Origin of the sequence: Mesorhizobium sp. M1027 (assembly GCF_040318745.1) — a bacterium.
Taxonomy (GTDB): Bacteria; Pseudomonadota; Alphaproteobacteria; order Rhizobiales; family Rhizobiaceae; genus Mesorhizobium.
In genome coordinates this window covers 74601-89967 of sequence record NZ_JAMYMW010000007.1, presented here as the reverse complement: position 1 = coordinate 89967, position 15367 = coordinate 74601, and the positions used below count along the sequence as shown (strand labels likewise).

The following is a 15367-nucleotide window of genomic DNA, read 5'->3' as shown; positions in this document are numbered from 1 at the left end:
AAAACAGGGGAACTGAACATGACCAAGACCACCGACAAGAAGACTGGAATATCGCGACGTTCGCTGCTCAAGACAGGTGCCGCCGCCGTCGGTTTTGCCGCCGGTTCCGGCGCCATATCGGGCTTTCCGACCATCTGGGCGCAATCGAACATCACGCTGCGCCAGTTCGGCACCGGCGTGTCTAACCTCAATGCCATCGCCGACAAGTGCAAAGCCGATCTCGGCATCACGCTGGAGATGACGGCAACCGATTCCGACGCCGCCGCGCAGCGCGCCGTGACGCAGCCCGACAGCTACGACATCGCCGACATCGAATACTGGATCTGCAAGAAGGTGTTTCCGACAGGCGTCCTGCAGCCGATGGATGTCACCAAGCTGAAATACTACGACGAGCTGGTGCCGCTGTTCAAAACCGGCAAGCTGACGCCGGACAGCGTCATCGCCCAGGGCACCGCGCCGCACACGGTCGGTTACGTCGAGGCGCAGGACAGCAAGGCCTTCGCCAAGGCGCCGACCAATTGGTTCACCATGGTGCCGACGATCTACAATGCCGATACGCTCGGTATCCGCCCCGACCTCGTCGGCCGCGATATCACCACCTGGGCCGACATCATGGATCCGGCCTTCAAGGGCAAGACCGCCATCCTCAACATCCCATCGATCGGCATCATGGATGCGGCGATGATCATGGAAGCCACCGGCAATATCAAGTATGCCGACAAGGGCAACATGACCAAGGAGGAGATCGACAAGACGATCGATTTCCTCATCAAGGCCAAGGAGGACGGCCAGTTCCGCGCCTTCTGGAAATCCTTCGACGAGAGCGTCAACCTGATGGCTTCAGGTGAAGTGGTGATCCAGTCGATGTGGTCGCCGGCCGTGGCCGCGGTCCGCTCCAAGGGCATCGCGTGCCGGTTCCAGCCGCTCAAGGAAGGCTACCGCTCCTGGGGTGGCGGGCTTGGCCTGGCAGCCCACCTCTCCGGCGCCGAACTCGATGCCGCCTATGAATACATCAACTGGTACACGTCCGGCTGGGTTGGCGGCTATCTCAACCGCCAGGGCTACTACTCGGCCAACATGGTGTCGGCCAAGAAGTTCATGTCGGAGGACGAGTGGGGCTACTGGATCGAAGGCAAGCCGGCAAAGGGCGATATCCTGTCGCCGGACGGCAAGGTCATGGAAAAAGCAGGCGCCGTGCGTGACGGCGGCTCGTTCGAAGAGCGCATGGGCAAGGTCGCCTGTTGGAACTCGGTCATGGACGAGGACCGCTACATGGTGAAGCGCTGGAACGAGTTCATCGCTGCTTGATGCCAGGCGATAACTGAGATGTTGCATTCCTTCGCGCCCCCCTCTGTCCTGCCGGACATCTCCCCCACAAGCAGGGAGATCGGCTGTGGCTTTCTTCAGCACTCTTCGTCATACGGCGATGATTGGCGAAGGCCGGCTTGCAAGCCAATCTCCCCCCTTGTGGGGGAGATGTCCGGCAGGACAGAGGGGGGCGCGAAGGATCACAGCCCGGCAAAATACCACCGAGGCTGTTCCAGATGACAGTGGCACTCGATCAGCCCGCAACCATTGCCACAAAGCCGGCCAGACGTAAGCGCTCCTTTGCCGGCCTCGCACCCTATCTCCAGGCGGCACCGCTGGCGCTGATCCTCGGCGCGTTTCTCCTGCTGCCGATCCTGATGATCGCCGTGGTCTCATTCTGGGACTACGATTTCGCGGCGATGTACCCGGATTTCCTGACCACCAACTACGCCGACACGCTCGGCTCCTGGGTCACCTGGAAGACCTATCTGAACACGCTGAAATACGCCGCCATCGTTTGGGCGCTGACGCTGTTCATCGGTTTCTGGGTCGCCTATTTCCTCGCCTTCCATATCAGGACCACGGCCATGCAGATGGTGCTGTTCCTTGTCTGCACGGTGCCGTTCCTGACCTCCAACATCATCCGCATGATCTCGTGGATTCCGGTGCTTGGCCGCAACGGCCTGGTCAACTCGACGCTGGTGCAGATGGGGCTGCTCCCGAAGCCGATCGAATGGCTGCTCTATTCCGAATTCGCCGTGGTGCTGGCCATGGTGCATCTCTACACGCTGTTCATGGTGACGCCGATCTTCAACACGCTGATCCGCATCGACAAGTCGCTGATCGAGGCCGCGCGTGATGCCGGCGCTTCCGGCTGGCAGGTCCTGTGGAACGTCGTCATCCCGCTTGCCAAGCCCGGCATGGCGATCGGCACCATCTTCGTCGTCACCCTGGTGATGGCCGAGTTTTCGACGGTGCAGGTGATGTCCGGCGGCCAGAGCGCCTCCGTCGCGCTGATGATGAAGAACCAGATGTCGCTGCTGCAGTATCCGGCGGCCGCTGCCAACGCGGTCGTGCTGCTGGTACTGGTCCTGCTGATGGTCGCGGGCATCCTGCGCATCGTCGACATTCGCAAGGAGCTGTGAGATTTTGAGTCACGACAAGCGGACCCTCGAATTCTATGTGCTGGCGGCGTTCTTTGCGCTTTTCGTGCTGTTCCTCTACGGCCCGCTTTCGGCGATCCTGATCCTCTCCTTCCAGGGCGAGAATGGCGGCCTGACATTTCCGCTGAACGGCGTCTCGCTGCACTGGTTCGCCAATTTGTTCGAGCGCCAGGCGGTCGGCGACTTCGGCGGCAGTTTCAAACGCTCGCTCGTCCTTGGCCTGATGGTGATGGTGGTGACTGTCGCCGTGTCGCTGCTCGCCGGCCTTGCCTTCCGGCAGAAATTTCGCGGCGCAACCGCACTGTTTTATCTGGCCGTCGCCAGCCTCGTAGTGCCCTCGATCATCATCAGCCTTGGCATCGGCGTTGTCTTTCAGCAGATCGGCTTTCGTCCCGCCTGGTACACCTCTGCTTTCGGCGCCCATCTGACCTGGACGCTGCCTTTCGGCGTGCTGATCATGTTTGCTGTCTTCAACCGGTTCTCGCCGGCCTACGAGGAAGCCGCGCGGGATCTCGGAGCATCATCCTGGCAAACCTTCGCACATGTCGTCCTGCCGATGATCGCGCCCAGCCTGATCGGCGTTGGCCTGTTTGGTTTCACTTTGTCTTATGACGAGTTCGCCCGCACGCTGATGACCTCGGGCACGTTCAACACGCTGCCGCTGGAAATCTACGGCATGACGACCAATGTGACGACACCGGTGCTCTATGCGCTGGGCACCGTGACGACCATATTTTCCTTCCTGGTGATCCTGCTGACGCTCGGCGCGATCGTCTATGTCGGCCGCCGCCGCGAGCGTGCCTGACAGTGCAGATCCTCGTCGTCAATCCAAACACCACCGCCAGCATGACCGACACTATCGCAGCCGCGGCCCGATCTGTCGCCGGCGCATCGACGACGATCGTTGCGGTCACCTCGACGATGGGACCTGTGTCGATCGAAGGCTATTATGACGAGGCGCTTGCCGTGCCCGGCCTGCTGGTCGAGATCGCCGCCGGCGAACGCTCGGGCGCGCAAGCCGCGATCATTGCCTGTTTCGACGATACCGGCCTTGATGCCGCACGCGCCATGGCCAACATTCCGGTCATCGGCATCTGCGAGGCATCGCTCAGCACGGCCTCGTTCATCGCCCAGCGCTTCACCGTCGTCACCACCACCGGGCGCTCGCGCGTGCCGGTCGAAGGGCTGGTGCAGCGCTATGGCATGGCGGGGCGGGCGCGTGTGCGCGCCGCCGACATCCCGGTTCTTGCCCTCGAAGATCCGGCGTCCGACGCACTCCCCAGGCTGCGCGACGAGATCGCGCGCGCCATCGACGAGGATCGCGCCGAGGCGATCGTGCTCGGCTGTGCCGGCATGGCCGACCTGGCGGTGGCGCTGCAGCGGGAATTCGGGCTTCCGGTCGTCGACGGCGTCGGCGCTGCCGTGAAACAGGCCGAGGCATTGATCGCGCTTGGCCTGACGACATCCAAGCGCGGCGCCTATGCAAGCCCATTGGCAAAGCCCTATCATGGTGCGCTGAAATCCTTCGCGCCTGGTGCCGCCGATTGATCGCAATGCCCCGAATGATCCGAACGCTCGCACGTGAAGAAGTGGAAACCCTTGTCGATTGGGCGGCGGCGGAAGGCTGGAATCCCGGCCTCCGCGACGCCGCGCTGTTCCAGGCAGCCGACCCGCAGGGCTTCATCGGCGCCTTTGTCGACGGCGAACTGGCGGCCGGTATTTCGGCCGTTGCCTATGGCAAGGATTTCGGCTTCATCGGCCTCTACATCTGCCGGCCGGACAGGCGTGGCCAAGGCCACGGCAAGGCCGTTTGGGATGCCGGCATGGCGCGGCTCGGCAAGCGCACGATCGGCCTCGACGGCGTCGTCGAACAGCAGGCCAACTACCGCAGCATGGGCTTTGCGCCGGCCTACCGGACGATCCGGTTCATGGGGTCACCGAATGTCCCGGCAGCCGCCGACAACGACATTCGCGCCATAGGGCCGGAACTCTTGGCCGACATACTGGACTATGACCGCCGTTTCTTCCCCGGCCCGAGGCGATCATTCCTGGAACACTGGCTGCGCCCGCCGCATATCGCGCCTGCGATCCTCAAGCACGGCGCCATTGCGGGATACGGCGTCGCGCGCCAATGCCGGGACGGCTGCAAGATCGGCCCGCTCTTTGCCGACGATCTGGACGCGGCAAGCCATCTCTTCACCGCGCTCGCGCACATGTCCGGTCCAGGAAACGTCCATCTCGACGTTCCCGAAACCAGTGGACAATTTGCAGATTTGCTGTCGTCCGCCGGCCTTCAACCGGGCTTCGAGACCGCTCGAATGTACAAGGGAAAGGCGCCGCAGCTCATGCAGTCCGGGGTTTTTGCGATAACGACGCTGGAGTTGGGGTGAGGCGGTGCAAGCCGACTTCCAGCGCAAAGTCGGGCAACAGGAATATGTGATCTACTTTTCCTGAACTGAAATGCCGGAATCGTCGATACGAAGTTCCACGCCTTTCGGCTTAGTCTCCTCGCGATAAACGTAAATCCCCAACGCAATAACGGCGACGACCAAAGCGCCGATGATGAGATAAAGATAGTTCTGCTTCATCTGCTGTCGTTAACAACATGATGTGGGCGAGTCTAGCAGTTCGGGTATCAGGACGGCGGACGGACACGCACGTCGATCAGCGATCCAGCCGGTCGCGCAGCATGCTCCAGGGGAGGACCATGTTTGGTGCATGCCGCACCAGGCTGTGGAACGGGATCGGCGACGGCGGCGCAAACGGCAGCGGCAAATCCTGAGGCTTTGTTCGATCAACCCAATCTGCAAGCACCTTGCCCATGGCGGTGGTCATGGCAATGCCGCGACCGTTGCACGCGAAGCCCGCAATCAAGCCGGGGCCGAGATCGACGAGGTGGGGCAGGAAGTCGGGCTCGACGGCAGCCATCCCCGACCAGCTATATTCAAGCGGCGGGATTTCCGGGAGATCGAGATGCTTGGCGAGCCGTCGCCAGATCGCCCGCGGCACCCGCGTGTCGGCACCGGGGCCAAAAACATGCATGCCGCCGGTGATCAGCCTGTTTCCGCTGTCGAAGCGGAAGGTGAAAAGATTGCGCCTGGTGTCGCCGACGCCTTGCCCGCCCGGAAGCAACCGGGTGCGTGTTTCGCGCGGCAGCGGCGCCGTCGCGATCTGGAAGATTTTCAGCGGGAAATAGGTTCGCTGCAGCGCGCAATCCAGCGCGCCGCCATAGGCGTTGGTGGCGACCAGCACTTTTTCGGCACGCACCGAACCGGCGGCCGTCTTCAGAGCCCAGCCACCCCCTGTCCGGTCGATCGATTTAACCCGTGTATATTCGAAGATGCGGGCGCCGGCCTTTTCCGCCGAGTCGGCCAGCCCGCGCGCATATTCGACCGGATTGAGGACACCGCCCGACCTGTCCATCCAGCCGCCGAGATAGCCGCGAACACCGGTCAGCTCCTCGGCCGCCTGACTATCCAGCGCAACAGCCGGCCTTCCGCGTCGTGCCCATTGTTCGGCGCGCGATCTAGTTTTTTCCAAAGCGGCCGGCGAATGGGCGGGTTGTATCCAGCCGCTCTGGACTGCATCGCATTCTATGCCGTGCCGCTTGATCAGGTCGAAGACGAGGTCGGCGCCGCCGGCGGCGAAATCGACAAGGCGTTCGCCGCGTTCGGGCCCAAGCTGGGCAATGATATCGTCGGGGTCTCTTTTCGCGAAATTCGGCACGACAAAGCCGGCGTTCCTGCCGGTCGCGCCCCAGGCGATGGTTTCCGCCTCGAGGACGGCGACCGCGACGCCTTTCTCGACGGTGTGCAGCGCGGTGGAAAGGCCCAAGAATCCGCCGCCGACAATCGCCAGATCGACATCGAGTGCACCTTCGAGAGCCGGCCGGTCGCGGCGGTTGCGGCCGACCGCGTGCCATAGCGAAAGGCCGCGTGGCACGGCAATGCTGCTCATGACCTTGCAGCGCTCTCGTCTGGTGTCACTTTCGTGCTCTTGCCAAACCTCACACGCCGCGGCCTGTCGCCGAACAGGCCGTTCGGCCTGACCAGCAGGATGACGCACAGCATCACGCCGATCGCCACGATCTGCAGCGAGGCGGCGCGGGCCTGTTGTTCGGGCGAGAACAACACACTCGTCAAGGCTCCCGATCCGGCCCATATCGCCCAGACCAGGATGCTGCCGATGACGGCGCCGATGTTGCTGCCCGAGCCGCCGACGATCAGCATCACCCAGACCTGGAAAGTCAGCGCCGGCAAATAATTGTCCGGAGCGATGAAGCCGGTGAAATGCGCCTGCAGCGCACCGGCAAGCGCCATGATGGCGCCGCCGACGGCAAAGGCCTGGACGCGGTAGAACCGCGCGCTTTTGCCTAGGGATATCGCGGCCCGCTCATCCTCGCGAAGCGCCCTCAATACACGCCCCCACGGGCTGCGCGACAGATGCTCCAGCGCGAGATAGACGATCAGCGTCATCACCGAGACGATCGCAAGGTTCGAAAGGTTGAACAGCAACGGCGTTTCGGCAAGACCGCCGAACGGACGCGGAATGAAGCCGATGCCGAACGGGCCGCCGGTCAGCTTCTGGGCATTGAGCGCTACCAGTTGCACGACGACGGCGACGCCGAAAGTAGTGATCGCCAGATAGTCCGATCTCAGGCGCAGCGTGGCGATGCCGGTGATGGCGGCGGCGACACCGCCAACCAGCATGGCGCCGAGCCAGCCGACAAGGATCGGCAGACCGAAGCCGCCCAGTCGCGCGGCATCGTCGGGCGTGGTCAGCAGCGCCGAGGTGTAGGCACCGATGGCAACGAAGCCGGCGACCCCGACATTGAAAAGCCCGGTCAGCCCCCATTGCAAATTGAGCCCGAGCGTGACGAGCGAAAAGATCAGCGCGGTGGTCAGGAAGAAGGCGCCGTAGCCGAGCAGATCCATCAGCGTTCCCTCACTCCGAAAAGGCCGATGGGCCGCACGAACAGCACGGCCATCAGGATGATGAACGAGACGGCCGCCCGCCATTCGGCGCCGATCAATTGCACGGCACCCGCTTCGGCCATGCCGATGATCAAACCGCCGAGAACGGCGCCGGGCACGCTGCCGATGCCGCCGAGGATGGCAGCCGCGAACATCGGCAGCAGCATCTCGAAACCCATGAACGGGCGGATCTGGATGAGAATGCCGATCATGACGCCGGCGACGCAGGCCAGCGCGCCGCCGATGATCCAAGTGACGCGCATCACCCTGGCGACGTCGATGCCGACGATGCGGGCAAGTGCCGCGTTCTGGCTTAATGCCTGCATCGAGCGGCCGATCTGGGTCCGCGTCATCAGGAGATGCACGCCAAGCACCAGAATGGCGGTCAGCAGCAGCAGCGCCATCTGGTCCGGGGTGATGCGAATGCCGAAGCCTATCGGCATGGCGATCTGGATGGCCCGGCTGAAGTAGGTCGGCCGCGAGGTGAAGATGAATTCGAGCAGGCTTCTCAGCGCCATCGAGGCGCCGAAGCTCGCCATCACCACGATGATCGCCTGGCCCTTGGCGCGCAGCCGCGCGAACAGCACCATGTCGAGCGCCAGCGCCAGCAGGCCGGTGGCCGCCATGCCGATGATGAGCGCGACGATCAGCGGCCAACCGAAGGAGAGGGGCGCGATCGGCGCGATCTTGCCGAACATCGCGCCGATGGCGCCGACCACGGCCAGCGTCGCATAGGCGCCCCAGGCCATGAAGTCGCCATGGGCGAAGTTCGAGAACCGCAGGATCGAATAGGTGAGTGTCACGCCGATGGCGCCGAGGCCGATCATCGACCCTGCCAGCAGTCCGTCGACGACAAATTGCAGGTTCATGCCGCGCCTCCTTTCCCTAGCTCACGGCGGCGCTGGCCAAGGTAGAGCTCGGCGACGACCGGGTCGTTCCAGAGCTCGGAGGCGACGCCCTGGTGCCGGTCCTTGCCCTCGACCAGCACATAGGCGCGGTCGCCGATGGCAAGCGCTGCCTTGGCGTTCTGCTCGACCAGCAGGATGGTGACGCCGGACTTTCGGATGCCGGCCAGCATCTCGAACACCATCGATACGAATTTCGGCGACAGGCCGGCCGACGGCTCGTCGAGCACCAGCACCTTGGGATGGACGATCAACGCCCGGGCTACGGCCAGCATCTGCCGCTGTCCGCCCGACAGATTGCCCGCGGCCGTTCTGCGTTGACGGGCGAGATCGGGAAAGGCCGCATACATTTCCTCGATGCGGGCGGGGACCTCGCGCGGCCTCAGGATGCCGCAGGCGACCCTGAGATTGTCCTCGACCGACATCAGCGGGAAGATGTTCTCTGTCTGTGGCACGAAGGCAAGGCCAAGGCGGACCATGGTGTGGGCGGGCGACGCCGTGATATCCTTGCCGTCCAGCAGCACCGTGCCGCCGGTGATCGGGACAAGGCCGGCGATGGCCTTGATAAGGCTCGACTTGCCGGCGCCGTTGGGACCGAGAACGACGACGATCTCGCCCTGGTCGATGGTGATCGAAGCGCCGCGCACGATCGGAACGCCGGGCTCGTAGCCGGCTTCGAGATCGCGGACATCGAGTACCCTTTGGCTCATGCCGCGCCTCCGAGATAGGCCTCGATGACGCGTGGGTCGCGCGCCACCTCCTCCGGGGTGCCTTCGCACAGAAGCTGGCCGCTCGCCATGACCAGCACGCGGTGGCAAAGCCGCGCCACCATGTCGATATTGTGCTCTATCAGCAGGAAGGTGATGCCGCGCGCATTGATGTCGCGGATGCGGTCGATAATGATCTCGAGCAGGGTTGCGTTGACCCCGGCCGCCGGTTCGTCGAGCAGGATGATCGCCGGATCGGCCATCATCACGCGGGCCAGCTCGAGCAGCTTGCGCTGGCCGCCTGAAAGCACGCGCGCCGGCTCGTGTGCGAGGTGAGCGATGGTGACGAGTTCGAGTAGTTCGATGGCTCTTGTCTCGGCAGCCCTTTCTTCGGCAGCGACCCGCCGAGGGGTCAGGAAATTGGCGAGCAGTTTTTCTCCGGCCTGGCCTTGCGCGGCAAGCATGACGTTTTCGATCAGCGTCAGGTTAGGCAAGGGCCGGGGGATCTGGAACGTGCGGCCAAGGCCGCGGCCGATGCGGCGATGGGCAGCTTCCCCCGACACCGATACGCCGTTGAGAAGGATTTCGCCGCTGGTCGGCAGAATGCTGCCGGCCAGCAGGTCGAACATCGTGGTCTTGCCGGCGCCGTTCGGGCCGATGAGGCCAAGTATTTCGCCCGGCCGGACGTCGAACGAGACATTGTTGACCGCGACCAGGCCGCCGAAGCGTCTGAGGACGTTCTTGGCCGTGAGGACCGGCGTGCGGATCTCCTCCTGCCGTTCCGTCGTGTCGCTCATCAATCCCTCTGGCCGAAAGCGATCTTCGTCGCCTATGATTTGATTTGTGATCACACTTGCTTTGATCACGCTATTCGGCTTTAAATTCTTCCGCAAGCCGAAAACGGCCGGGACCAGGATTGCCGATGCAGAAGGCCGCCATCGAAAAGAACAATGAGCTGATCGCAGCCCAGCTTACGCCGGTCGGGCGCGAGACCGTGCAGGATCGCGTCTATTCGGAGCTGCGCCGCGCCTTGATCGGCGGCCTTTTCGAGCCGAGCCAGGTTCTGACCATCCGCGGCCTCGCCGACGCGCTGGTCACCAGCACCATGCCGGTGCGCGAGGCGCTCGGACGGCTGATCACCGAGAAGGCTCTGGAGGCGCTTCCCAACCGCTCGGTGCGTGTGCCGCCGATCACGCTGGAGCGCATCGACGACCTCTTGCGCGCCCGCTCCCTGATCGAGGGCGAAGCGATCGCTTTGGCCGCCACGCGCATGAACCCGCGCCAGATCGCTTCGGTCGAAGCCATGCTCGGCGAGTGGGACGAGATGCGGGCGCTGAAGCACAAGAAGGATATCGACCGCGAGGCCACCCTCAACCAGAGCTTCCATTTCGAGATCTACCGTTGCTGCGGTTCCGCCGTGCTGATCCCGATGATCGAGAGTCTTTGGCTGCAGTCGGGGCCATGCATCCGCGTCGCCATCTACGCTTTTTCAGACGCTGGGGAAGTGGATACGGCCCATTACCACCGCAGCATCGTCGCAGCGCTTTCCAGGCAGGATGCAAAAGCGGCGCGCGAGGCGCTGGTGGCCGACATCAGCCGGCCTTTCGCTTTCCTGCGCGACAAACTTCAGTCCACAAGCAAGGAAGGATTGAGGGCATGACGGCGCCTGGCATCAGCATCACCGAGCCGCGCTCACAGCTTTCCGTGACCGCGCTGCTGTTGCCTGAAAAGGCGCCCGACAATGCCGCCTTCCTGCTGGCCTATCTCGAGCAGCCGCGCGTCGTTGCCGGCATCCATGCGATGTGGACGGGGCCTGAGATTTCCTGCCCGGTTCCATCAGTCGATCTTGAGGGCCAAACCTATGCCAGGCCCTTGCCGGCGGAGAATGCAACGCTGACGCCGCAGCCGGGCGACATCGTGTTGTCCTACGTGCCGCCGCGCATGTGGGGCGGCAATCCGAATGCCATCTTCGACATCGGCTTGTTTTATGGACAGGGTGCACGCCTGCTGTTCCCGATCGGCTGGCTTGCCGGAAGCGTCGTCGCGCAGGTGCTGCCTGGGGAGCGCGATAAATTTGCAGCCGCTTGTGGCGTGATCCGCCGCAACGGCGCCTGCGACATCACCTTCACCCGGGTGGAGATCTGAATGGCCGGACAAGACGATAGTTTTGAGCTCTTCGACCTTCGCGTCGAGGCGGTTATCCCCGAGGGCAAGCCGATCTATTGCGGCGCCAAGGCCGGCGACTATTTCGAGCTGAAGGGCGAGATGCTGTCGATGCCGGCAGGCCAGGGTTTTTCGATCTATTCGATATCAGCCGTGCTGCCGCTGCTCGCGGCAAAACAGCGCCCGACCCACAGGAACGACTGGATGACATCGGACGCCGAGATCGCTTGTCCAGATCCCAATTGCGCCAGCCGGCTGCGGATCATCAGGACCGGCAAGCGGCGGTTCAGCCATGCCGAAACGACGGCGGTGCTGCTGCCCAGGGAAAGTGACCAGAGATGACCGCCAAGGCATTCGAGCTCAGCCCCGGCTACACGATCTCGCGCGTCATTCGCGGCGGCTGGCAGCTTGCCGGCGGGCACGGCGCGGTCGATCGCCAACAGGCGGTGAGGGACCTGATCGCCACGTTCGACGCCGGCATCTGGACCTATGATTGCGCCGATATCTATACCGGTGTCGAGGAACTGATTGGTGCGGCGCGCCTGCGCCTTGCCAATGAGCGTGGCCTCGACGCTGCCGCCAAGATGAAGGTGCACACCAAGCTGGTGCCTGACCTCGAACGGCTCTCCACGATCGGCCGCGACTACATCAGCAGCATCGTCGACCAGTCGCTGCGGCGGTTGAAGACTGAGCGCCTCGATCTTGTGCAGTTCCATTGGTGGGACTATTCGGTGCCCCGCTATGTCGATGCGATGGGCTGGCTCGACGAAATCCGCAGGGAAGGCAAGGTGCGCAATATCGGCACCACGAACTTCGACACGCTGCGGCTGGCCGAGATCCTGGCCGCGGGTGTGCCGCTGGTCAGCCAGCAATTGCAATACTCGGTGCTCGACCAGCGGCCGGCCAACAGCCTTGCAGCACTCGCCAGCCGGCATAGCGTCAGTTTCCTCTGCTACGGTTCGGTGGCGGGCGGCTTCCTTAGCGAAAAATGGCTTGGCGTTACCGAGCCGCAGACGCCGCTCGAAAACCGGTCGCTGGTCAAATACAAGCTGATCATCGATGATTTCGGCGGCTGGGAGCTTTTCCAGGAGTTGCTTCGCACACTGAAGGCCATCGCCGACCACCGCGGTATCGACATCGCCACCATCGCCAGCGCCTGGGTGCTGGAGCAGCCGCAAGTGGCGGCCGTCATCGTCGGCGCCCGCAACCAGGCGCACGCCCTTGCCAACGCCAGAATCATGGACGTCGCGCTCGATGCAGACGAACGGGCCAGGATCGCTGCCGTAATCGCGCAAAGCCGGGGGCCGCTGGGCGACGTCTACACATTGGAACGCGACCGTCACGGCCGCCACGGCTCGATCATGCATTACAATTTGAATGCAGGCAGGAAATGAACGCGGCCATGGACGAAAACCCCTCCTTGCTTTCCCGCGCCAGCGTCGAGGTGGTCGATCTCCACCGCTTCTTCGTCGACTGGTTCAATGCGGCAAGTGCGGACAATGCAGATTTCAGGCGCTTCGAAAGCGTCATGGGCAAAGGCTTCCAGATGGTTGCGCCGGACGGTCAGGTCCTCGATCGCGATGCTGTGCTTGACCATGTCAGCGCAAGCCGCGCCAGCTGTGACGGCGGTTTCACCATCTCGATCGAGGATATCCGGGCCGGCTGGCAGGCCGGCGACACGATCGTCCTCTGCTATGTCGAGGCACAGCAACGCGCCGGCAAGCACAGCCGCCGTCGCTCGAGTGCCGTTTTCACCACCAGTTCATCGGCGCCTAACGGCGTCGAATGGCGACATCTGCATGAAACCTGGCTGCAGGTGCCGGAAGGCTGAACAGGCTCAAGACGTGAATGAGAGTCGTGTAACGAAAGGGGAACAACAATGACAAAGACCATACTTCAGATCACCACCGCGCTCGCCTTGCTGACAACGGCCGGCGCAGCACAAGCCGCCGACTGCAAGATCACCGTCGGCCTCGTCATGGAACTGACCGGCCCGGCCGGCGAATATGGCCAGGCAGGCGCCAAGTCGGTCGAAATGGCATTCCGCGACATCAACGATGCCGGCGGCGTGCGCGGCTGCGATCTCGCGACCGACGCCCGCGACAGCCAGAGCCAGGGCAACATTGCGGTCGACGCCGCAACCCAGCTCGTGCAGGTCAAGAAAGTGCCGGTGATCATAGGCGGCATCATCTCCTCGGTGTCGATCCCGATCCTGACCTCGGTTACCGCGCCGGCCAAGATCGTCCAGGTGTCGCCGGCTTCGTCGTCGCCGACGCTGACGGCGCTCGGGCGCGACGGCAAGACCAATGGCATCTTCTTCCGCACCATCACCTCGGACGCTCTGCAGGGCGTCGCCGCCGCCAAATATGCCATCGACAAGGGCTTCAAGAAGCTGTCGGTCATCCACGTCAACAACGACTTCGGCGTCAACATGGTGGCGGAATTCTCGCGTGCCTATAAGGCGCTCGGCGGCACCATCGTCTCCGACACGCCCTACAATGAAAAGCAGTCGAGCTATGCCTCTGAAGTGACCGCGGCCATGGCCGGCGAACCGGACGGGCTTTACCTCGTCAGCACGCCTGTCGATGGCGCAACCATCGCCCGTACCTGGATTTCGCAGGGCGGCGTCCAGAAATTCCTGCTCAATGACGGCATGAACAGCCCGGACTTCATCGAATCCGTTGGCGCAGATTACCTGAAGGATGCGTACGGCACTTCATCCGGCACCAGCCCGACCGCATCGACCGAGTATTTCACCAAGAACTACAAGGAATTTTCGGGCATCGAACCGTCCAATCCCGCAGCCGACCGGTCCTATGATGCCGGCGCCATTGTCGGCTTGGCTATCGCCATTGCCGGCTCCGAGGATCCGGCCAAGATCAAGGACGCGATGTACAAGGCGGTCGATCCGGCCGGCACACCGATCTATGCCGGCAAGGACGAGTTCGCCAAGGCGCTCGGCCTGATCAAGGAGGGCAAGCCGATCCGCTACGAAGGCGTCATCGGCCCTGTAGCCTTCGACAAGTATGGCGACATCACCGGCCCGTTCCGGCTCTGGAAGATCGTCGACGGCAAGGTGACGACCGACGGCGAAATGACGACGGATGACGTCAACGCCTTGCAGGCGAAGCTTCAGTAAGCCCCCTATGTCTTGTCCGGCATCGATCCCATTTCATTCAGCTTGATGCCGGACGCTTGCATGTCCTGTTGCTGGTTATGCCGGCCTGGAAACGACCACCGCACCAGCCGTCGGCATGATCCAGGGGCAGGCATAATAATCGGTGATGCCATTTATGGTCCCGCCAGCGGCTTCGATCCGAACCGGATGGGCCGGCTTCCAACCGTCTTCGCCATGGTGGAGCACGAGCAGCATCGCCTCGCCATCGATCATGCCAATCGCCATTTTCCAGGCCGTCGAGGCTCTTTCATATTCAACGAAGTAAGGTGAATCCGACAGCCTGCCCCTGAAGCAATCCGCGGCCTGCAATTGTGCGTCGGCGCTGCTCAGCGCCCGTACCCCGTCCCAGTCGCGGCGGTTGAACAGTTCGACATAGCGGCTGAGCAATTCCAGAAGTTCCGGATCGCGCTGGGGCTCCGAACGGAGGATTGGCTCGCCTGACAAGGCGGCCAATTTGGAGCGGCCACGGCTCAATGCGGCCTTGACGCCACCCACGGTCGAGCCGACGAGATCGGCGATGTCTTCCAGCGAATAGTCGAAGACATCCTTGAGCAGGACGCAGGCGCGTTCCTTGGGCGGCAGGTGGATAACCAGCCGTTCGATCGCGCGATCCGCGCCCTTGCCCGCCGGCTCGACCGGCAGGATGATCTCGTCTTCGACGAAATTGGCCTCCGCATGCAGACGCACCTGCCGGCTTCGCAAGAAATCGATGCAGCGATTATATGCAATGCGAAACAGCCAGGGGCGAAGAGCACTCGCATCGTCCAGCTTCTCGATCTTCCGATAGGCCTCGAACAGCGCCTCTTGCATCACGTCTTCGGCGTCGAGCGTCGAACCGGTCATGCGTGCACAGTAGCGGTGCAGCCGTCCACGCAAATGCGCGACTGTCTCCAGGAAGCCGGCGTAGCGGACGTCGAAAAGCCCGGTCGGGTCAAGTCTTGGCTGCATCTTCATTGGCATCGATTCGGCG

At 63.1% G+C, this 15367-nt stretch carries 18 protein-coding genes; 11 read left to right on the top strand and 7 right to left on the bottom strand.

All coding sequences use genetic code 11. The features are described from left to right. Window positions 1–18 precede the first annotated feature (18 nt). The 5 genes from NKH50_RS15045 (at window position 19) to NKH50_RS15025 (ending at window position 4861) form a co-directional block, all read left to right on the top strand. Entirely contained in the window at window positions 19–1308 is a 1290-nt protein-coding gene (locus NKH50_RS15045) for an ABC transporter substrate-binding protein (protein ID WP_352488533.1), read from the top strand. A gap of 236 nt (window positions 1309–1544) precedes the next feature. After that, window positions 1545–2453 (top strand): ABC transporter permease, encoded by a 909-nt coding sequence (locus NKH50_RS15040; protein ID WP_352488535.1) that lies wholly within the window; start codon window positions 1545–1547, stop codon window positions 2451–2453. Window positions 2454–2457: 4 nt separating this feature from the next. Further along, a complete protein-coding gene (locus NKH50_RS15035; protein WP_352488537.1) occupies window positions 2458–3276 on the top strand; it encodes an ABC transporter permease in 819 nt (272 codons plus the stop codon). Between the two features lie 2 nt (window positions 3277–3278). Next, window positions 3279–4019, top strand: a complete 741-nt coding sequence (locus tag NKH50_RS15030; RefSeq protein ID WP_352488539.1) for an aspartate/glutamate racemase family protein — start codon at window positions 3279–3281, stop codon at window positions 4017–4019. Between the two features lie 5 nt (window positions 4020–4024). Continuing rightward, the gene (locus NKH50_RS15025) at window positions 4025–4861 is read left to right on the top strand and encodes a GNAT family N-acetyltransferase (protein WP_352488541.1); all 837 of its coding nucleotides are present in this window, start codon (window positions 4025–4027) and stop codon (window positions 4859–4861) included. A 51-nt stretch (window positions 4862–4912) separates the two neighbouring features. Here NKH50_RS15025 and NKH50_RS15020 read toward each other — a convergent pair whose 3' ends face one another. From NKH50_RS15020 to NKH50_RS14995, 6 genes are all read right to left on the bottom strand, one after another. After that, a complete protein-coding gene (locus tag NKH50_RS15020) occupies window positions 4913–5059 on the bottom strand; it encodes a hypothetical protein (protein ID WP_023716676.1) in 147 nt (48 codons plus the stop codon). A 76-nt stretch (window positions 5060–5135) separates the two neighbouring features. Further along, complete coding sequence (locus NKH50_RS15015) at window positions 5136–6428, bottom strand: NAD(P)/FAD-dependent oxidoreductase (protein ID WP_352564804.1); 1293 nt, start codon at window positions 6426–6428, stop codon at window positions 5136–5138. Next, window positions 6425–7408 carry a branched-chain amino acid ABC transporter permease gene (locus tag NKH50_RS15010; protein ID WP_352564867.1) on the bottom strand — a complete coding sequence of 328 codons (984 nt, stop codon included), beginning with the start codon at window positions 7406–7408 and terminating at the stop codon, window positions 6425–6427. Before NKH50_RS15010 ends, NKH50_RS15015 begins: the two co-directional genes overlap by 4 nt. Then, window positions 7405–8313: a branched-chain amino acid ABC transporter permease gene (locus NKH50_RS15005; RefSeq protein ID WP_352488543.1), complete on the bottom strand. Its 909-nt coding sequence runs from the start codon at window positions 8311–8313 to the stop codon at window positions 7405–7407. The genes NKH50_RS15010 and NKH50_RS15005 overlap by 4 nt, the downstream gene beginning before the upstream one ends. Next, window positions 8310–9059, bottom strand: a complete 750-nt coding sequence (locus NKH50_RS15000; RefSeq protein WP_352488545.1) for an ABC transporter ATP-binding protein — start codon at window positions 9057–9059, stop codon at window positions 8310–8312. The genes NKH50_RS15005 and NKH50_RS15000 overlap by 4 nt, the downstream gene beginning before the upstream one ends. Further along, a complete protein-coding gene (locus NKH50_RS14995; protein WP_352488546.1) occupies window positions 9056–9853 on the bottom strand; it encodes an ABC transporter ATP-binding protein in 798 nt (265 codons plus the stop codon). The genes NKH50_RS15000 and NKH50_RS14995 overlap by 4 nt, the downstream gene beginning before the upstream one ends. A 125-nt stretch (window positions 9854–9978) precedes the next feature. Here NKH50_RS14995 and NKH50_RS14990 point away from each other — a divergent pair, with 125 nt between their 5' ends. The 6 genes from NKH50_RS14990 to NKH50_RS14965 are packed head-to-tail and all read left to right on the top strand — an operon-like array spanning window position 9979 to window position 14358. Beyond that, entirely contained in the window at window positions 9979–10716 is a 738-nt protein-coding gene (locus NKH50_RS14990) for a GntR family transcriptional regulator (protein ID WP_352488547.1), read from the top strand. Further along, window positions 10713–11201, top strand: a complete 489-nt coding sequence (locus tag NKH50_RS14985) for a DUF3830 family protein (protein WP_352879586.1) — start codon at window positions 10713–10715, stop codon at window positions 11199–11201. Before NKH50_RS14990 ends, NKH50_RS14985 begins: the two co-directional genes overlap by 4 nt. Further along, a complete protein-coding gene (locus NKH50_RS14980) occupies window positions 11202–11561 on the top strand; it encodes a TIGR04076 family protein (RefSeq protein ID WP_352879584.1) in 360 nt (119 codons plus the stop codon). Continuing rightward, on the top strand, window positions 11558–12613 hold the full coding sequence (locus NKH50_RS14975; protein WP_352879582.1) for an aldo/keto reductase: 1056 nt from the start codon (window positions 11558–11560) through the stop codon (window positions 12611–12613). The genes NKH50_RS14980 and NKH50_RS14975 overlap by 4 nt, the downstream gene beginning before the upstream one ends. An 8-nt stretch (window positions 12614–12621) precedes the next feature. Further along, window positions 12622–13050: a DUF4440 domain-containing protein gene (locus tag NKH50_RS14970; RefSeq protein ID WP_352879580.1), complete on the top strand. Its 429-nt coding sequence runs from the start codon at window positions 12622–12624 to the stop codon at window positions 13048–13050. Window positions 13051–13098: 48 nt separating this feature from the next. After that, window positions 13099–14358 carry an ABC transporter substrate-binding protein gene (locus tag NKH50_RS14965; RefSeq protein ID WP_352879578.1) on the top strand — a complete coding sequence of 420 codons (1260 nt, stop codon included), beginning with the start codon at window positions 13099–13101 and terminating at the stop codon, window positions 14356–14358. Between the two features lie 75 nt (window positions 14359–14433). Here the strand turns inward: NKH50_RS14965 and NKH50_RS14960 are convergent, their stop codons facing one another. After that, a complete protein-coding gene (locus NKH50_RS14960) occupies window positions 14434–15351 on the bottom strand; it encodes a sigma-70 family RNA polymerase sigma factor (protein ID WP_352879576.1) in 918 nt (305 codons plus the stop codon). Window positions 15352–15367 lie beyond the last annotated feature (16 nt).